Source organism: Pseudomonas argentinensis (assembly GCF_001839655.2).
In the GTDB taxonomy this organism is placed as follows: Bacteria; Pseudomonadota; Gammaproteobacteria; order Pseudomonadales; family Pseudomonadaceae; genus Aquipseudomonas; species Aquipseudomonas argentinensis_B.
On record NZ_CP056087.1, the window covers coordinates 698,820 to 716,749 of the forward strand.

The window sequence follows — 17,930 nt, forward strand, 5'->3', positions numbered from 1 at the left end:
CGTGCTTGGGGCTGTATCCTCGGTTTCCATCAGCCCGCACGCTTCTGGCGCCGCCATAACAACAAACAAGGCCTCTGATGATCAGCATCCCCTGCAGATCCCCACATCCGCTGTGAACCCTGACCCCGGCCCTTATCCGTGTCGTGTTTCACCGCAAGGATCACCCATGTCTGCCACTAGAACCGGGCGTGTGCGCTTCAGCATCGTGGCGATGCTGTTCATGGTCACCGCGGTGACCTTTGCCGACCGCTCCAGCATGTCCATCGCCGGGGCCGCCCTGCAGGCCGATCTGGGCATCGACGCCCTGACCCTCGGCTATATCTTCTCGGCGTTCGGCTGGGCCTACGTCGTCGCGCAGATCCCCGGTGGTTGGCTATTCGACCGTTTCGACGTCAAGCGCGTGTACGGCATTGCCCTGCTGTGCTGGTCGGCGCTCACATTCGCCCAGGGGTTCGTCGGCTTCCTGCCGGTGGCCTGGACGGTGGCCTGCCTGTTTCTGCTGCGTGTGGCGGTAGGCCTCGCAGCGGCCCCCTGCTTTCCGGGCAATGCGCGGATCATCGCCGCCTGGTTCCCGAGCAGCGAGCGCGCCACCGCCACTGCGGTGTCCGGGTCGGCGCAATATTGCTCCACGGCGCTGTTCGCACCGCTGATGGGCTGGGTGGTGCAAGCCTTCGGCTGGCAACAGGTGTTCATCGTGCTGGGCTGCTTCGGTTTCGCGCTGTGCTTTCTCTGGGCGCGAACCATCCACAGCCCGCGTCTGCACCCGCGCATCGGCGCCGCAGAGTTCGCCCACATCGAGCGCGGCGGCGGGCTGCTCGACCTGACGCCGCTGCCGGCGACCGGCAAGCCCCAGCAGCGCGGTCACCTGTGGCAGCTGCTGAGCCAGCGCACCCTGCTGGGCATATACGCCGGCCAGTATCTGAGCAACGCCACCACCTACTTTCTGCTCACCTGGTTTCCGGTGTACCTGGTGCAGGAGCGCGGCATGACCTTGATGGCGGCCGGTTTCGCTACGGTGGTGCCAGCCATCAGCGGGTTCGCCGGCAGCCTGAGCGGCGGCATGCTATCCGACCGCCTGGTGCGCCACGGCCACTCGCTGACCCTGGCACGCAAGCTGCCCATCGTCACCGGCATGTGCCTGTCGGCCTGTATCGGTCTGTGCGTGTTCGTCGACAGCGACGCCGCAGTGCTGGCGCTGATGGGCCTGGCGTTCTTTGGCAAGGGCTTCGGCACCCTGGGCTGGACCCTGGTGGCCGACACCTCGCCGCGGCAGATCGTCGGGCTCAGCGGCGGCCTGTTCAATAGCTTCGGCAACCTGGCGGCGATCACCACGCCGATCATCGTCGGTTACCTGGTCAGCCGCAGCGGTTCGTTCGACCTGGCCCTGGGCTTTGTTGCGGCCAATTCGCTGCTGGCGGTGCTCTGCTACCTGCTAGTGGTCGGCCGTATCCAGCGCATCGAATTGAAAGATTGAAACCCGCCGACGGAGGAGGAGAGACCATGAGCATGCTTGATCAGCGTCTGCTGCAGGCCCTGGAACAGGTGGTCGGCGAAGCCGGGCTGGTGCGCGATGAACAGCGCCTGCAAAGCTACCTGAGCGACTGGCGCAATGCTTACCGCGGACGGGCAGCGCTGGTGGTGCGCCCGGCCAGCACTGAGCAGGTGGCGGCCGTGGTGCGGCTGTGCAGCGCGGCGGGTGTAACGCTGGTGCCCCAGGGCGGCAATACCGGGTTGTGCGGCGGTTCGATTCCGGACGACTCCGGCACCCAGGTGGTGCTGTCTCTGACGCGCATGACGCAGATCCGCGACGTGGACGCCGGCAACGAAACCATCACCGTGGAAGCCGGGGTGCTGCTGCAGCGCCTGCAGGAGGCGGCGGCCGAGGTGGGCAGGCTGTTTCCGCTGTCCCTGGGCGCCGAAGGCAGCTGTACCGTCGGCGGCAACCTGGCGACCAACGCCGGCGGCACCGCCGTGCTGCGCTACGGCAATATGCGCGACCTGACGCTGGGCCTGGAAGTGGTGCTACCTGACGGGCGCATCTGGAACGGCCTGCGCGGCCTGCGCAAGGACAACACCGGGTACGACCTCAAGCACCTGTTCATCGGCTCGGAAGGCACCCTGGGCGTCATCACCGCGGCGGTGCTCAAGCTGTATCCCGCAGTGCGCAGCCGCACCACCGCCTGGGTCGCATTGCCAAGCCCACAGGCGGCGGTCGACCTGATCGGGCGCATGCGCACGTTGTGCGGTGATCGCCTCACCGGCTTCGAGCTGATGTCGCGGCAGAGCGTGGAGTTCGTGCTTAGCCATGTGGCCGGGTGCAACGACCCGTTCGCCGAGGCTCACCCCTGGTACGTGCTGATCGAGCTGAGCGACACGCTGGTCGATGCGCCATTGGCCGAGATGCTGGAAAACGGCCTGGGCGCAGCATTCGAGCAGGGCGAAGCGCTGGACGCCGTGGTGGCCGGTAACGAAACCCAGGTCGCCGCGCTGTGGAAGATGCGCGAGGGCATTTCCGAAGCGCAGAACCATGAGGGGCCGAGCCTCAAGCATGACATCAGCGTGCCGGTCAGCAGCATCCCCGCCTTTATCGAGGCGGCTGATCAGCAACTGCAAGCAGCGTTTCCCGGGGTGCGGATCGTCGCCTACGGCCATGTCGGTGACGGCAACCTGCACTACAACATCAGCAAGCCGGTGGGCAGCGAGGACGCGCCGTTCAAGGCCCAGGCCGAGGCCATCATGCACGTCATCTACGACGTCACCCGGGCGTTCGCCGGCAGCATCAGCGCCGAGCACGGCCTCGGCCAGGCCAAGCGCGAGGCGGCGCGGCGCTACAAGGACCCGCTGGAACTGGAGCTGATGCGCAGCCTCAAGCGGACGCTGGATCCCGCCGGGCTGATGAACCCTGGCAAGCTGCTCTGATCCGGCGTCTGGAGTTCGCGGTGGGCGTGGCGGATACTGCCGGCCTCCCGTGACAGGAATAAGGACGTTTTCGTGCGCTTGCTGCTACTGCCCCTGCTTGCCATCGCCCTGCCGACGCTGGCCGATGTACGTATCGATGCTCTCACCGCCAAGCGCAGCGATTGGGAGACCTACCGCTTCCCGCTGCTGGTCGGCGACAGCCCTGCCATTGCCCGTATCAACACCTTCCTGCATGCGCGCGAGCTGCAGGCGTTGCCGGGGCGCTTCGCCATATCGCCGTTCGAGAAGGTGCAGCCCAAGGAGAGGGAAATCTGGGGTGTGAACAACCTCGATTACCGGGTTCTCGGTCAAGGCCCGGGGTTTCTGTCGCTCGCCATCGACGGCGAGTACACCGGCGCCTACACCAGCCAGGGCACGCGCAGCTACAACTTCGACCTGGCCAGCGGCCGGCCCATTGGTTTGCCGCAATTGCTCAACCCTGAGGGACTGCTGCGTCTGCAGGGCGAGCTGCAGGCGCAGCGGGTCAAGCGCCTGGAGGACTTTCTCAAGGCCATGCCGCCGAGCAATCCGGCGGATTACGACAAGCTGAGCGACGACGAGCAGTGGCTGGAAGGCCAGCGCGCGATGTACACCGAATGCCTCAACTCGCGCCGTGAAGCCAGCCTCGACTACGACCGCCTGCAACTGGGCACAGACAACCTGACCGTGATTGGCGATACCTGCGCCAACCATGCCAGCCGCGCGCTGGACGACCTCGGTGAGTTCTCCAATAGTGTCAGCTACGCGTCCCTGAGCGCCGATCTGAGCCCCTATGGTCGCTGCCTGCTGCTGGAAAAACGCAGCGATTGTGCCTTACCGGCGAACAGCACGGCCCAAGGCGTATACCGCGGCACCCTCGGCCGCTACCCGATCACTCTGGTGATCGAGCAGCCCTATGCCGATCACAGCCTGTCCGCCAGCTACTTCTACGACAAGCACGCCACGCAGATCGAACTGGGCGGCGAGTTTCAGCAGGATCACCTCACCCTTCACGAAAACGGCGAACCGCCGGCCCGCTTCGAACTCGAATTCCAGACCGATGGCAGCCTGACGGGCACCTGGCAGCAGGGCAACAAGCCCGAGCTTGCCGTGAAACTCACTCCGTAAAGCTCGACAAGGAGGATTTATGTGGCATCTGGTCTGTGGTGACAATGCCGTCGCCGGCGTCAGCCATGTGATCGGCCAGCAGGCGGCCGAGGCCGGTTTGCGCGTACTGCGCGACGACCTGGCCGTCGGCCCGCTGGGCGATGTCGACACCGTGCCCTGTGCGGCGCGCGTGGCGTTCTGGGGCGCGGTGTGGCCGGCGAGCGTGACGCCGGTGCCGGATTTCGCAGAGGACTTGCCCGCCGATGCCCAGTGGCTCGCCGGCCTGGCGCTGCAGGAGCGGCCGGTTACCGTCTGGCATGGCGACAGTGCCAGCGAGCAACTGCTGCTGGCGCGGGTCGCCCATGCCCTCGAGGGCAGCGGCGTGGCCCTGATCGAGGTGGCCTGCGGCACCGGCAACAGCTGGGTGCAGAGCCGCAAGGCCGTTGCCATGCATGCACCGCAGGCGCTGCTGGAACTGGCCAACCCGCAGCCAGTGGAGGCCGACCGGCTGGCCGCACTGGCAGCGCAATGGCGTGGCGCAGTGGCCGATGGCGGGCTGATTCACCGCTGGCAGGCGGGGCAGTTCGCTGGTGAGGATTACCAGGCCATCGACGCGGCGCTGCTGCGCCACGCTCGCGCCGAGCCGCAACCCTTGGCACGGGTCATGGCCGAGGTGATGGCGCGCTGCGACGGCTTCTTCGCCACTGATTACTTTCTGTTCTGGCGTGCCCGCGAGCTGGCTGCAGGCGGACAACTGGTGCTCGCGGGCGAGCCGGGCGAGCACGGTTACTCGGGCTTGCAGGTGCGCCGCGGCAGCTGATTCAGCCGCTGAAGAACTCGCCGGGCGTGGCACCGAACTGCTGGCGAAACGCGGCGATAAAGGCCGAGGTGGAGTCGTAGCCACAGAGCAGGGCAACGTCGGTGACCCGTTCGCCGCGCTCCAGCGGCATCAGCGCGCCGAGCAGGCGCAGGCGTTGCCGCCAGGCGCGAAAGGTCAGGCCAGTATCGCGCAGGAACAGGCGGCTGAGGGTCTTTTCCGACACGCCGAGGCCTTCGCCCCAGGCGGCCAGGGTGCGGTCGTCGTCCGGTTTCTTCTGCAGCCTGCTGCATAACGTGCGCAGGCGTGCATCGCCTGGCCAGGGCAGGGATAGATGCACCTCGGGCGCCACGTGCAGGCGGTCGAGCAGCACTGCGGCGAGGCGCCCGTCCGGCCCGCTCTCGTCGTACTCCACCGGCAGTTCGCAGAAGCTGCGGATCAGCTCGCGGGTCAGGGCATCCACGCCCAGCACCCGGCAGCTCTGCGCTGCGCTCTCGGGGGTCTGGTCCTGCAGGTAGAGGCTGCGCATCTCGGTGTTAGGCGAACTCAGCACCTCGTGCTCCAGGCCGGCGGGAATCCAGATCGCCCGTTGCGGCGGTGCGACGAAACTGCCGGCCGCGGTGCGCACGTGCAGCACCCCCTGGATCGCATAGGTCAGCTGCACCCAGGCATGGCTGTGGCGCGGCGTACCGGTCTGGTGTGGCAGCGATTCGTTGCGTGCATAGAGCGGCCGGGGCAGGCGTGCCAGCTGGGGAATGCTGCGCTCGGCGATGGCTTGTCCGTTAGGCGACATGATCTGGCTTTATGGCGTTAGTCGGCAATTGCCGCTCAGGGTAGAGTGGCCGCCTTTCTGTGGCAACTGTCTGCCATCGCCTGCCCGGAGTCCTGCCCATGGCCCGTTCCCGATTACTGCCCGACAACTTCACCCTGACGCTGATCGCCGTCGTGCTTACCGCCACCTTTGTGCCCGTCAGCGGCCAGGCAGCCGTGGCGTTCGGCTGGATCACCAACCTGGCCATCGCCCTGTTGTTCTTCCTGCACGGCGCCAAGCTGTCCCGTGAGGCGATCCTCGCCGGCGCCGGCCACTGGCGCCTGCACCTGCTGGTGTTCAGCTGCACCTTTATCCTCTTTCCGCTGCTGGGGCTGGCCCTCAAGCCGCTCCTGTCGCCGCTGATCGGCACCGAGCTGTACCTGGGCATGGTCTACCTGTGCGCCCTGCCGGCCACGGTGCAGTCGGCCATCGCCTTCACCTCGCTGGCGCGCGGCAACATCCCCGCCGCGATCTGCAGCGCGGCGGCGTCCAGCCTGTTTGGCATCTTCCTCACCCCGCTGCTGGTGGCGCTGTTGATGGACGTGCACGGCAGCGGCGGCTCGCTGCTCGACGCCATTGGCAAGATCACCCTGCAGCTGCTGGTGCCGTTCATTCTCGGCCAGATCGCCCGGCGCTGGATCGGCGCCTGGGTCGGCCGCAACAAGAACTGGCTCAAGTACGTCGACCAGAGCTCGATCCTGCTGGTGGTCTACACCGCGTTCAGCGCGGCGGTGGTCGACGGCCTGTGGAACCAGGTGTCGTGGCCGACGCTCGGCCTGCTGATCTTCTCCTGCTGCCTGTTGCTGGCCCTGGCCCTGGGCATCACCGCGTTGCTTGGCAAGGTGTGCGGGTTCAATCAGGAAGACCGCATCACCATCCTGTTCTGCGGCTCGAAAAAGAGCCTGGCCACCGGCGTGCCGATGGCCCAGGTGCTGTTCGCCGGTAGCAGCATCGGCCTGATGATCCTGCCGATGATGCTGTTCCACCAGATCCAGCTGATGGTCTGCGCGGTACTCGCCCAGCGCTACGCCCGCCGCCCGGAAACCGCGGTCGAGTCCCAGAACGCCCAGCCGGCGCCGGTCGCCAAGGCGCCCTGATGGATTCCGCGCGGGGGCTTAGCAGGCTGTTGGAAAACTACCTGCGTTGCCGCCGCGTCGTTGCAGTTTTCGCGGGCATGGACTGGGCGTCCCCGCCCGCTCCCACAGATTTTGCATCCGACACCGAATTGGCAGCGCCTACACATCCCCCTGTGGGAACGCGCCATGCGCGCGAATGGATATCGAGCACTACACTGGCATCACTGAATCAACACGGAGGTCGATTCATGCCGATGCCATCCAGACCAGGCTATCGCGCCCTGCGCAGAGGCCGCGCGTCCTGTCCGGGCGCGGCCTATCTGATCACCACGGTCACCCGTGACCGCATACCGGTGTTCAGCCATTTTCCTGCGGGCTGCGCGGCGGCTCGCTGCTTCGAAACTCCAACGCTTCTGCGCGACAGCCATATGCTGGCCTGGGTGCTGATGCCGGATCATGCCCATTGGTTGATTCGGCTGGGCGAAGTGGACAGCCTGGCTGCTTTGATGAATCGGCTGAAGTCATCCAGCAGTCGGGTGGCGGAAAATGTGCGGGCATCGAGAGGGGCATCTGGGTGGCGGGCTTTCATGATCACGGCTTGCGCGCCGAAGAGGATTTGCTCGGTGTGGCGCGCTATATCGTGGCCAATCCACTACGGGCTGGATTGGTCAGGCGGGTGGGTGACTATCCGTTCTGGAATGCGGTCTGGCTTTAGGTGTGAGTCGACTGCTGGATTTTTCGCGGGCATGGCCCGCTCCCACGGGATCTGACACACCTCCAGACCTGTGGGAGCGGGCCATGCCCGCGAAGGGCCTATTGAGCAGCGTCGATCTTACTGACAGCGTGCGATAGGTCATTCACTTCACGCCGGCGCATCCTCCCGCTCCTCTTCAGAAGGCTCCTCGATGCGATACCAGGCCACATACAGCGCCGGCAGGAACAGCAGGGTCAGCAGGGTGGCGCTGAAGATGCCGCCGATCATGGCGTAGGCCATCGGCCCCCAGAACACTTCGCGGGCGATGGGGATCATGCCCAGGCTGGCGGCGGCGGCGGTCAGCAGGATGGGGCGGCGACGGTGCTGGGTGGCGTCGATCACCGCTTGCCAGGGCGAGTCGCCGGCGCGCTCGAACTCGTCGATCTGGGTCACCAGGATCACCGAGTTGCGGATGATGATGCCGATCAGCGCCAGCACACCGAGAATCGCCACGAAGCCCAGAGGCGTGCCGGTCGGCACCAGGGCCAGCACCACGCCGATCAGGCCTAGCGGCGCCACGCTGAACACCAGGAAGGTCTTGGCCACGCTGTGCAGCTGGATCATCAGGAAGGTGGCCATCAGGAACAGCATCAGCGGCAGCACGCTGGCGATCGGGCCCTGGGCCTTGCCGCTTTCCTCCACGGTGCCGCCGGTGGCGACGCTGTAGCCGTTGGGCAACGCGTCGGAGAACTTCTGGATGTCCGGCGCCAGGTCCGCCACCAGGTCGGTGGGCTGGATATCGCTGACCACCGCGGCCTTGAGGGTGATGGTTGGCTTGCGGTCGCGGCGCCACACCAGTGGCTGTTCCAGTTCGTAGCCGACGGTGGCGAAGGCGCGCAGCGGGATGGCCACGCCGTTCGGGTTGACGATCTGCAGGTTCTCCAGGGTCTGCGGCGAGCTGCGTTCGCTGTCTTCGGCGCGGCCGATCACGTCGATCAGGTAGATGTCGTCCTTCACCTGGGTCACCGTGGTGCCGCTGACGATGCCGTTGAGCAGGTTGGCGACGTCTTCGGAGGACAGCCCGAACTGCCGCGCCTTGTCCTGGGCGACGTCGATGCGCAGCACCTTGCCGGGCTCGTTCCAGTCGTAAACCATCTCGCCGATGTCCGGGTTCTTGTCCAGCAGGGTGGCCAGCTCCAGGGCGTGCTTGCGCACCTGGTCGACGTCCGCGCCGCTGATCCGGTACTGGATCGGCCGGCCCACCGGCGGGCCCATTTCCAGGGGCTGCACGAAGGTGCCGATGCCGACGAAGTCCTCGCGCAGGCGCTTGTCGAGCTTGGCCACCAGGCGGTCGCGGGCATCGATGTCCTGGGCAACGATCACCAGCTGGGCATAGAAGGGGTTCTGCAGTTGCTGGTCGAGCGGCAGGTAGAAGCGCAGGGCGCCCTGGCCGATGTAGGTGCTCCAGCGGGCGATGTCCTGGTCGCCCTGCAGGCTGGCTTCGAGGCGGTCGACCTGGGCGCGGGTCTCGTTGATCGAGGCGTTCTGCGGCAGGTTGAGGTCGACGAGAATTTCCGGGCGATCCGAGGCCGGGAAGAACTGGCTCTGCACCATCGTCATGCCGGCCAGGGAGGCGACGAACAGGGCGATGGTCAGGCCGATGGTCCACCAGCGGTGCCGCATGGCCAGCAGCAGGCCCTTGTCGAAGGCGCGGGCGATGCGGCCCGGGCCGCTCTCCTTGGCCTTCATGCGCTTGGGCAGGATATGCACGGCGATCACCGGGGCGAACACCACGGCCACCAACCAGGACAACGACAGCGCCACGGCGATCACCGCGAACAGGGTGAAGGTGTACTCGCCCGCCGAGCTGGCATTCAGGCCGATGGGCACGAAGCCGGCCACCGTCACCAGGGTGCCGGTAAGCATCGGAAAGGCCGTGGAGGTGTAGGCGAAGGTGCCGGCGTCGTGCAGCGAATCGCCTTTTTCCAGTCGGGTGACCATCACCTCGACGGTGATCATCGCATCGTCGACCATCAAGCCGAGGGCGATGATCAATGCGCCCAGGGAGATGCGCTGCATGGTGATGCCGCTGTACTCCATGAACATGAACACCATGGCCAGCACCAACGGGATCGAGCAGGCGACCACCAGGCCGGCGCGAATGCCGAGGCTGACGAAGCTCACCAGCATGACGATCAGCACCGCCTCGAACAGCGCGCGGGTGAAGCCGCTGACGGCTTCCTCGACCACCTCGGCCTGGTCGGAGACCACGTGCACGCCCACGCCCACCGGCAGCTCGGCGGTCAACTGGTCCATGCGCCCGTGCAGGGCCTTGCCGAAGGTCTGGATATTGCCGCCGTCACGCATGGCGATGGCCAGGCCGATGGCCGGCTTGCCGTTGTAGCGGAACAGGGCCTGGGGCGGGTCGACGTAACCGCGGCTGATCTCGGCGATATCGGTCAGGCGGTAGAAGCGGTCGTCCAGGCGCAGATTGACGTTGCGCAGGTCGGCTTCGGAAGCGAACTGGCCGCTGGTGCGCACGGAAATCCGCTCCGGCCCGGCCTCGATCACCCCGGAGGGCGTCACCGCGTTCTGCGCCTGCAGGCTCTGGATCACCTGGCGCTGGTCGATGCCCAGGGCGGCCAGTTTGCGGGTCGAGAAGTTGAGGTAGAACACCTCGTTCTGCTGGCCGACCATCTGCACCTTGCCCAGGTCCGGCACGCTGCGGATCTCGGCGCGCACCTGCTCCACATAGTCGCGCAGCTGGCGCATGCTCAGGCCGTCGCCGGTGAAGGCGTAGATGGAGCCGAACACGTCGCCGAATTCGTCGTTGAACGACGGCCCTTGCAGCCCCTGGGGAAACTCGCCGCGGATGTCGTCGATCTTCTTGCGCACCTGGTACCAGATGCCGTCGATATCGTCGGCCTTGGTGGTGTCGCGCAGGAACACCATCACGGTCGATTCGCCGGGGCGTGTGTAACTCTTCACGTAGTCCAGCGAGTCCAGTTCCTCGAGCTTCTTCTCGATGCGGTCGGTGACCTGGCTGAGGGTTTCGTCGACCGTGGCGCCGGGCCAGCGGGTCTGGATGACCATGGTCTTGATGGTGAACGCCGGGTCTTCCTCGCGGCCCAGGTTCATGTAGGAAATCACGCCCATCAGCAGCGACACGAACATCAGGTACCAGACGAACGACTGGTGGCGCAGCGCCCAGTCCGAAAGGTTGAAGCCGTCCTTGCGCGGCGCCTGCTGGGTCATGGTGCAACGCCCTCATCGATGCGGATCTGCTGGCCGTCCCTGAGCTCGCTCAGGCCGGCGCTGACTACCTTGTCGCCGGCCGAGAGGCCTTCGACGCTGATCTGTTCACCTTCGCGGCCGACCACTTTCACGCTGCGCGGGTGCACGGTCTTGGCCCGGGTGTCGATCACCCATACCCGGCTCTGGCCGTCGATTTCCTGCACGGCGGCGGCCGGCAGCAGGCTGCGTGGCGTCTGCGCGCGGGTCAGGCTGATGGCCACGGCGGTGCCCAGGCGCAGGCCGGGCGGCGTGTCTTCCAGGGTCAGGCGGGCGCGGCGGGTGCGGGTGGCGGCATCGGCGCGCGGCTCCAGCTCGCGCAGCCGGCCGTGGGTGGCGATGCTCGGGTCGAGCTGCGAGGCGACGTTGAACTGCACCTGATCGTCGAGCCCGTCAGCCAGCTCCACGGGCAGGTCGAACACCGCTTCGCGCACGTCCGGGCGGGCCAGGGTGACCACCTCCTGGCCGGCGCCGACCACCTGGCCGGCCTCGACGTGCCAGGCGGTGACCACCGCATCGAAATCGCTGCTCAGGGTGCCGTAGGCCAGTCGATCACGGGCCTGTCGGGTGGCGGCCTCGGCCTGCTCGCGGTTGCTGCGGGCGTTGCTCAGCTCGGTCTGGGCCTGCTCCAGGTTGGCCTTGGCACCGACGCCACGGTCGAACAGTTCCTGCTGGCGCCGGGCATTGGCCTGGGCGTTGATCCACTGCGCTTCGCTGCGCGCCTGATCGCCTTCGCTGGCACGCAGGGCGTTCTGCTGGTCGGTGGGGTCGAGGGTGGCCAGGGTGGTTCCAGCCTTCACTTCGGCACCAGCATCCACCAGGCGCTGGGCGACGCGGCCGCCGACCCGGAAGCCCAGGGTGCTCTGCACCCGCGCCTCAATGGTGCCGGCGAAGCGGCCGAGCACCTCCTGGCCTTGCTGCTGCACCTCGGTGTACAGCACCGGGCGGATCGGCTCGGGTTTGTCGTCCTCGGCGCAGCCTGCGAGCAGCGCGGCGATCAGCGCGAACGGGATAGCACGGTTCATGGCTGCTGCTCCTGTCGCTGCTTCTGCTCGCGGGCCTCGGCGATTTCCACCTTCTGACCCGGGTGCAGCAACTGCCCGCCGGCCACCACTACGCGGTCGCCATCGTCCAGGCCGGCGCGGATGATGACCTTGTCGGTCAGGTAGCGGCCGACCTGCACCGGGTGCAGCTGCACCACATCGCCGTCACCCAGGCGCCACACCGCTGGCTCACGCTCGGCCTTGGTCAGGGCCGACCAGGGCAGCTCGACGCTGCGCACCGCCGGGTTGCTGACATGGGCGCTGACGGTGGAACCCAGGGTCATAGCCGCCGGCACCTGCTCCAGGCCAACCTTGACCTGCACCGTACCGCTCTGCGCCGACACCTGGGGGTTGACCTCGCGTACCGTGCCGCTGGCGCTCACCTCGGGATTGTCCAGCAGGCTGACGCGCAGCGGCTGGCCGGGCTCGACCAGCAGCGCTTCGAAGACGTTGAATACCGCATCGCGCTCGCCCTCGCGGGCCAGGCCGAAGATCGGCGTGGCGGCCTGTACCACCTGGCCGACCTCAGCCTGGCGGGCGGTGATCACCCCGTCGCTGTCGGCGCGCAGTTCGGTATAGCCGGCCTGCTCGCGGGCATCGGCCAATTGCGCCTGGGCGGCAGCCAGGCTGTTGCGCGCGCCGCGGTCACTGGCCAGGGCGCTGTCGTATTCGCTGCGGCTGGTGTAGCCCTTGGGTAGCAATTGCTGCTGGCGCCACAGGTTGGCGGCGCTGAGCCTGGCCTGGGCCTGGGCCGCCTCGACCGCCGCCTCGGCGGAGCGCACCGCGTTGCGCTGGTCCTGCGGGTCAAGGCGGGCCAGTACCTGGCCGGCCTTTACCCTATCGCCGACATCCACCAGGCGTTCGGTGATCTTGCCGCCCACGCGAAACGACAGGTCGGTCTGCACCCGCGCCTGGATATCGCCGGTGATGGTGGCATCCGCCGCGTAATCGACCTGACTGACCGTGGCCACCTTCACTCGCGGGTTCTTCGGCGCGGGCGGCGGCTCGTCGGCGCAGCCAGCCAGCAGCGCGAAAGCCAGCAAGGCCGCGGCGAGGCGAGGCAGAGCAGAGGTCGATACGGGCGGCATGCGGGCTCCGGCACGGCAGGGATGCAAAGGGGTGTGCAGATGCGACCGCGCGAGGCGACGAACGGTTCAGGCTACTGCGCGACGAGCGTGGCTTGTACTGCGCACGCAATCCAACTACTGTATTTATATACAGTTACCGGGCCTGCATCATGAATTCGACTTCAGCGCCGCGCGGGCGCGGCACCGCCAGCAAACCGCATAACCGCTTCGCGCCTACCAGCAGCGAGGCCGAAGACGACGGCTGGTATCAGGAGCAGACGCCGCTGACCTTCGTCACCGAGGTGCGCCATGAACGGGCGAAGACGGTGATCAGCCGCAACAGCTCGCCGGACGTGGGCTTCGACCGCTCGGTGAACCCCTACCGGGGCTGCGAGCATGGCTGCATCTACTGTTTCGCCCGACCGAGCCATGCCTACTGGGATCTGTCGCCGGGCATCGATTTCGAAACCAAGCTGATCGCCAAGACCAACCTCGCCGAGCGCCTCGAGGAGCAACTGAGCAAGCCGGGCTACGTGCCGGCTCCCATCGCCCTGGGCATCAACACCGACGGCTACCAGCCCATCGAGCGTGAACACCAACTGACCCGCCAGGCCCTGGAGATCCTGCTGCGTTACCGCCACCCGGTAAGCATCATCACCAAGAGCGCGCTGATTCTGCGTGACCTGGATCTGCTCGAAGAGCTGGCCAGCCTCAACCTGGTGAGCATCGCGTTCAGCATCACCACCCTGGACGACGAGCTCAAACGCATCATGGAGCCGCGCACCGCCGCGCCCAAGGCCCGGTTGCGGGCGATGAAAACCCTGCACGAGCACGGTGTGCCGGTCGGTTTGATGGCGGCGCCAATGATCCCGATGATCAACGACATGGAGCTCGAGCGCCTGCTCGAAGCCGGGCGCGAGGCCGGGGCCAGTTCGGCCGGCTACGTGCTGCTGCGTTTGCCGCTGGAGATCGCCGGGTTGTTCGAGGAGTGGCTGCAGAACCATTTCCCCGACCGCGCCGAGCACGTGATGAGCCTGATCCGCCAGTCCCGTGGCGGGCAGAACTACGACAGCCGCTTTGGCGCACGCATGAAGGGCGAGGGCCACTTCGCCGAATTGCTGGCCCAGCGCTTTCGCCTGGCGCGCCGTCGCTATGGCTACGACGGCAGCAAGCGGGCGGTGCTGGATTGTTCACAGTTTGCGCCGCCGGGGCAGCAAATGGGGTTGTTCTGACCGCTGCTTGATCAGCGGTTCCCGGGTGTCGCTGCGCTCGACCCGGGCTACGGGGTTGCGTAGCCTGGCGTTGAGCGCCGCGATACCCAGGAGATTCGCGTCCTTCAGGCTCGAAACCGCAGCCCATCGGCACCCTGACCGATCCGCGAGCGGCCGTCTGACAGAGATTTATCGCGCCAACGTGTCTCGAAGGGTTTTGCCACAGTCCAATCCTCCGATCTCTTGCCGGCAGCCCTGCCGGCTGGGAAGCTGTGCGCTGTCGCACGCTTGGTCTTCCATTCGTTAACGAGGTAACGCTATGCCTGGTAATCGTCGTCCTGCCGATAGCAAAACCAAGAACGCGGCCTCGGCCGCCGAGGCGCTGGATCATCTGGTCGAGGGCTTTCTGCGCTTTCGCCAGGATGTGTTTCCTCAGCAACAGGCGCTGTTCAAGAAGCTGGCCCATGCCCAGTCGCCGCGCGCCATGTTCATCACCTGCGCCGATTCGCGCATCGTGCCCGAGCTGATCACCCAGAGCGAGCCGGGCGACCTGTTCGTGACCCGCAACGTCGGCAACGTGGTGCCGCCCTACGGCCAGATGAACGGCGGCGTATCCACCGCCATCGAATACGCGGTCGCCGCCCTGGGCGTGCAGCACATCATCGTCTGCGGGCACTCCGACTGCGGCGCGATGAAGGCCGTGCTCGACCCGGAAACCCTGGAGCGTATGCCCACGGTCAAGGCCTGGCTGCGCCATGCCGAAGTGGCCAAGACGGTGGTCGCCGACAACTGCGGCTGCGCCGATCACACCACCCTGGGGGTGCTTACCGAGGAAAACGTGGTGGCCCAACTCGACCACCTGCGCACCCATCCGTCGGTGGCGTCGCGCCTGGCCGCTGGTCAGCTGTTCATCCACGGTTGGGTGTACGACATCGAAAGCAGCGAGATCAAGGCCTACGATGCCGAAACCGGCGAGTTCCGCCAGATCGGCGACGGCCCGCTGCCGATGGCGACGCCGCGTCCGCGTTATCCACAGGGCTGATCCGTAAAGCGGTTCGCAGGCGCAACGTCTGCGAACCACCCGAGCTGTACTAGCTGATTCGGGTGGATTGGGGCGCATAGCCGACGCTCTTCTCCTTCGCCTTTACTGCCGGATGGGTAAGGCGTCGTCCAACCGGTGGGAGCGCGCCATGCGTGCGGACGAATCACGGGCATGGCCCGTTCCCACAACAGCAGGCCACTGGTCGCTCCCTCCCTGATCGGGCGCACAGTCGTGATCCCGCTCTCACGGCTTCAGTTTGTGACCCGCATCGCCACCTAAGGTGAGCCAGCGAACCCGCCGCACTGTGCTAGGGTCTTTAGTCGGTCGGTGAGTTGCGTGGCAAGCGCGGCCCACCGGCAATCACCGACAAGAACAAGACGATGCCGGCCCGCCATGTCCCGATCGCAGAGAACGCTCGACCCGTCCTATGAGCTGATGGATGACCACGAGGGTCATTCGCTGATCTATCGCCAGCACGGCTTTCCCAGCCCGCTGGTGCGCTGGCATTTCCACAAGGAATACGAGCTGCACCTGATCGTCGCCAGTGCCGGCAAGGTCTTCATTGGCGACTACATCGGCAATTTCTCCCCCGATACCCTGTTTCTCACCGGCCCCAACCTGCCGCACAACTGGATCAGCCAGATGGCGCCGGGCGAGGCGGTGGCCGAGCGCGACATGCTGGTCAACTTCACCGACGAGGTGCTGGAAAGCGGCACCGCGGCGTTCGCCGAACTCAAGGATCTGCAGCCGCTGCTGGCCCGCGCCCAGTACGGCATCGAGTTCCGTTGCCCGCACACCATCGCCGAGGCGCGCCAGCTGCTGCAGCGCATCGCCCATTCCCAGGGCATGACCCGTCTGGGGCATTTCTTCATCCTCATGGAGCTGCTGGCCGGCTGCGAGGCGTACCAGCTGCTCTCGGACCGTACCGCTGCGCAGCTGGCCGACGAGCACCACGTCGACCGCATCAACCGCGCCGTGGACTACATCTTCCAGCGCTACGCCCAGGAGCTGAGCCAGGAAGAGGTGGCCGAATACCTGGGCATGACGCCCACCTATTTCTCGCGCTTCTTCAAGCAGGCCACCGGGCGCGGCTTCGTCGAGTTCGTCAATCGCCTGCGGGTGAGCAAATCCTGCGAGCTGCTGACCCAGAGCGACAAGCCGGTGACCGAGGTGTGTTTCGAGTCCGGCTTCAACAACATTTCCAACTTCAACCGGCGCTTCCAGCAGCTCAAGGGCATGACGCCCAGCGGCTACCGACGGCTGGTTACCCAGCGCATCACCGCGCAAAACCTGTACTGATTCCGTCACCCCGATCCGTCGGGAAATAGCCGAAAACGGCGTGCTTGACGCGTCGAGTGCTTTCGTTGAAGCGGCAGTGCCTTGGCCGATCAGTGCAAAAAAGTATCGGTTGCAGTGCAGTCGAGGCGTTGTTCGCGTTCGGCGCTAGGGGTGTAATCCGGGTCGGCCCACAAAAACAATAATGTCTCCCGAGGTTCACCGAGGGAGAGGAGTTCAAGACCATGAACCATACGCTCAAAGTATTCGTAGCCGCTTCATGCCTTTCCCTCACCGTCGGCGCCCAGGCTGCCGAGACCGTGACCATCGCCACGGTCAACAACAGCGACATGATTCGCATGCAGCGCCTGGCCAAGACCTTCGAAGAACAGCACCCGGACATCAAGCTCAAGTGGGTGGTGCTCGAAGAGAACGTGCTGCGCCAGCGCCTGACCACCGATATCGCCACCCAGGGCGGCCAGTTCGACGTGCTGACCATCGGCATGTACGAAGCGGCGCTATGGGGCGAGAAGGGCTGGCTGGAACCGATGAAGGACCTGCCCGCCGATTACGCCCTCGATGACGTGTTCCCCTCCGTGCGTGAAGGTCTGTCGGCCAAGGGCCAGCTCTATGCGCTGCCGTTCTACGCCGAAGCCTCGATCACCTACTACCGCAAGGACCTGTTCGAGCAGGCCGGGCTGGAGATGCCCGAGCAGCCGACCTGGGAGCAGATGGCCGAGTTCGCCGGCAAGCTGCACCAGCCCGACAAGGGCCAGTACGGCATCTGCCTGCGCGGCAAGGCCGGCTGGGGCGAGAACATGGCGCTGATCACCACCGTGGCCAACGCCTACGGCGCGCGCTGGTTCGATGAGCAGTGGAAGCCGGAATTCACCGGCAACGAGTGGAAGAACGCGCTGAACTTCTACGTCGACACCATGAAGAAATACGGGCCGCCGGGTGCCTCCAGCAACGGCTTCAACGAGAACCTGGCGCTGTTCAACAGCGGCAAGTGCGCCATGTGGGTCGATGCCAGCGTGGCCGGCTCGTTCGTCACCGACAAGTCCCAGAGCAAGGTGGCCGACTCGGTGGGCTTCACCTTCGCGCCGACCCAGGTCACCGACAAGGGCGCCTCGTGGCTGTATTCCTGGGCGCTGGCGATCCCCACCAGTTCCAAGTCCAAGGACGCCGCCAAGACCTTCAGCGCCTGGGCCACGTCCAAGGCCTACGGTGAACTGGTCGCCGAGAAGGATGGCGTTGCCAACGTACCGCCAGGCACCCGCGCCTCGACCTACAGCGACGCCTACATGAAGGCCGCGCCGTTCGCCAAGGTGACCCTCGACTCGCTGAAGAAGGCCAACCCGGCCGACCCGAGTGCCAAGCCGGTGCCATACGTGGGCATCCAGCTGGTGACCATTCCCGAGTTCCAGGCCATCGGTACCGCCGTCGGCAAGCTGTTCGCCGCGGCGCTTACCGGGCAGATGCAGCCCGAGCAGGCGCTGCAGGCCGCGCAGCAGAGCACCGAACGGGAAATGAAGCGCGCCGGGTATCCGAAGTAAGCA

13 protein-coding genes and 1 pseudogene are annotated in these 17,930 nt (G+C 66.2%); 10 read left to right on the plus strand and 4 right to left on the minus strand.

Annotated features, from left to right (window positions below):
• The first annotated feature begins 166 nt into the window (after positions 1-166).
• From SA190iCDA_RS03230 to SA190iCDA_RS03245, 4 genes are all read left to right on the plus strand, one after another.
• A complete protein-coding gene (locus SA190iCDA_RS03230) occupies positions 167-1,474 on the plus strand; it encodes an MFS transporter (protein WP_070884965.1) in 1,308 nt (435 codons plus the stop codon).
• A 26-nt stretch (positions 1,475-1,500) separates the two neighbouring features.
• Positions 1,501-2,919, plus strand: a complete 1,419-nt coding sequence (locus SA190iCDA_RS03235; RefSeq protein ID WP_070884966.1) for an FAD-binding oxidoreductase — start codon at positions 1,501-1,503, stop codon at positions 2,917-2,919.
• 72 nt (positions 2,920-2,991) lie between these two features.
• On the plus strand, positions 2,992-4,065 hold the full coding sequence (locus SA190iCDA_RS03240; protein ID WP_070884967.1) for a hypothetical protein: 1,074 nt from the start codon (positions 2,992-2,994) through the stop codon (positions 4,063-4,065).
• Positions 4,066-4,084: 19 nt separating this feature from the next.
• Positions 4,085-4,864, plus strand: a complete 780-nt coding sequence (locus SA190iCDA_RS03245; protein WP_070884968.1) for a DUF1835 domain-containing protein — start codon at positions 4,085-4,087, stop codon at positions 4,862-4,864.
• A 1-nt stretch (position 4,865) separates the two neighbouring features.
• On the opposite strand, the gene SA190iCDA_RS03250 is transcribed toward SA190iCDA_RS03245, so the two are convergent.
• Positions 4,866-5,654 (minus strand): AraC family transcriptional regulator, encoded by a 789-nt coding sequence (locus SA190iCDA_RS03250; RefSeq protein WP_070884969.1) that lies wholly within the window; start codon positions 5,652-5,654, stop codon positions 4,866-4,868.
• Positions 5,655-5,752: 98 nt separating this feature from the next.
• On the opposite strand from SA190iCDA_RS03250, the gene SA190iCDA_RS03255 reads away from it, so the two are divergent.
• Together SA190iCDA_RS03255 and SA190iCDA_RS23210 are read left to right on the plus strand one after the other, a co-directional pair.
• Positions 5,753-6,769: a bile acid:sodium symporter family protein gene (locus tag SA190iCDA_RS03255; RefSeq protein ID WP_070884970.1), complete on the plus strand. Its 1,017-nt coding sequence runs from the start codon at positions 5,753-5,755 to the stop codon at positions 6,767-6,769.
• A gap of 233 nt (positions 6,770-7,002) precedes the next feature.
• Positions 7,003-7,463, plus strand: a pseudogene (locus SA190iCDA_RS23210) (REP-associated tyrosine transposase).
• Between the two features lie 147 nt (positions 7,464-7,610).
• Here the strand turns inward: SA190iCDA_RS23210 and SA190iCDA_RS03265 are convergent.
• From SA190iCDA_RS03265 to SA190iCDA_RS03275, 3 genes are read right to left on the minus strand one after another with little or no spacing between them, the layout of a single operon-like run.
• Positions 7,611-10,697 (minus strand): efflux RND transporter permease subunit, encoded by a 3,087-nt coding sequence (locus tag SA190iCDA_RS03265; RefSeq protein WP_070884971.1) that lies wholly within the window; start codon positions 10,695-10,697, stop codon positions 7,611-7,613.
• Positions 10,694-11,758, minus strand: a complete 1,065-nt coding sequence (locus SA190iCDA_RS03270; RefSeq protein WP_070884972.1) for an efflux RND transporter periplasmic adaptor subunit — start codon at positions 11,756-11,758, stop codon at positions 10,694-10,696. Before SA190iCDA_RS03270 ends, SA190iCDA_RS03265 begins: the two co-directional genes overlap by 4 nt.
• The gene (locus tag SA190iCDA_RS03275) at positions 11,755-12,864 is read right to left on the minus strand and encodes an efflux RND transporter periplasmic adaptor subunit (RefSeq protein ID WP_070884973.1); all 1,110 of its coding nucleotides are present in this window, start codon (positions 12,862-12,864) and stop codon (positions 11,755-11,757) included. Before SA190iCDA_RS03275 ends, SA190iCDA_RS03270 begins: the two co-directional genes overlap by 4 nt.
• A 149-nt stretch (positions 12,865-13,013) precedes the next feature.
• Between SA190iCDA_RS03275 and SA190iCDA_RS03280 the strand changes: the two genes are divergently transcribed.
• The 4 genes from SA190iCDA_RS03280 to SA190iCDA_RS03295 all read left to right on the plus strand — a co-directional run bounded on the left by SA190iCDA_RS03280 (position 13,014) and on the right by SA190iCDA_RS03295 (position 17,927).
• Entirely contained in the window at positions 13,014-14,075 is a 1,062-nt protein-coding gene (locus SA190iCDA_RS03280) for a PA0069 family radical SAM protein (RefSeq protein ID WP_070884974.1), read from the plus strand.
• A gap of 298 nt (positions 14,076-14,373) precedes the next feature.
• Positions 14,374-15,096: a carbonic anhydrase gene (locus SA190iCDA_RS03285; RefSeq protein ID WP_070884975.1), complete on the plus strand. Its 723-nt coding sequence runs from the start codon at positions 14,374-14,376 to the stop codon at positions 15,094-15,096.
• Between the two features lie 393 nt (positions 15,097-15,489).
• Complete coding sequence (locus SA190iCDA_RS03290) at positions 15,490-16,395, plus strand: helix-turn-helix domain-containing protein (protein WP_070884976.1); 906 nt, start codon at positions 15,490-15,492, stop codon at positions 16,393-16,395.
• 221 nt (positions 16,396-16,616) lie between these two features.
• Complete coding sequence (locus tag SA190iCDA_RS03295; RefSeq protein ID WP_070884977.1) at positions 16,617-17,927, plus strand: ABC transporter substrate-binding protein; 1,311 nt, start codon at positions 16,617-16,619, stop codon at positions 17,925-17,927.
• The last annotated feature ends 3 nt before the right edge of the window (positions 17,928-17,930 follow it).

Coding starts and splice junctions, on each gene's coding strand:
- SA190iCDA_RS03265 (WP_070884971.1), bottom strand. CDS start 10,697: ATGACCCAGCAGGCGCCGCGCAAGGACGGCTTCAACCTTTCGGACTGG.
- SA190iCDA_RS03290 (WP_070884976.1), top strand. CDS start 15,490: ATGTCCCGATCGCAGAGAACGCTCGACCCGTCCTATGAGCTGATGGAT.
- SA190iCDA_RS03280 (WP_070884974.1), top strand. CDS start 13,014: ATGAATTCGACTTCAGCGCCGCGCGGGCGCGGCACCGCCAGCAAACCG.
- SA190iCDA_RS03255 (WP_070884970.1), top strand. CDS start 5,753: ATGGCCCGTTCCCGATTACTGCCCGACAACTTCACCCTGACGCTGATC.
- SA190iCDA_RS03270 (WP_070884972.1), bottom strand. CDS start 11,758: ATGAACCGTGCTATCCCGTTCGCGCTGATCGCCGCGCTGCTCGCAGGC.
- SA190iCDA_RS03250 (WP_070884969.1), bottom strand. CDS start 5,654: ATGTCGCCTAACGGACAAGCCATCGCCGAGCGCAGCATTCCCCAGCTG.
- SA190iCDA_RS03285 (WP_070884975.1), top strand. CDS start 14,374: ATGCCTGGTAATCGTCGTCCTGCCGATAGCAAAACCAAGAACGCGGCC.
- SA190iCDA_RS03275 (WP_070884973.1), bottom strand. CDS start 12,864: ATGCCGCCCGTATCGACCTCTGCTCTGCCTCGCCTCGCCGCGGCCTTG.
- SA190iCDA_RS03295 (WP_070884977.1), top strand. CDS start 16,617: ATGAACCATACGCTCAAAGTATTCGTAGCCGCTTCATGCCTTTCCCTC.
- SA190iCDA_RS03230 (WP_070884965.1), top strand. CDS start 167: ATGTCTGCCACTAGAACCGGGCGTGTGCGCTTCAGCATCGTGGCGATG.
- SA190iCDA_RS03235 (WP_070884966.1), top strand. CDS start 1,501: ATGAGCATGCTTGATCAGCGTCTGCTGCAGGCCCTGGAACAGGTGGTC.
- SA190iCDA_RS03245 (WP_070884968.1), top strand. CDS start 4,085: ATGTGGCATCTGGTCTGTGGTGACAATGCCGTCGCCGGCGTCAGCCAT.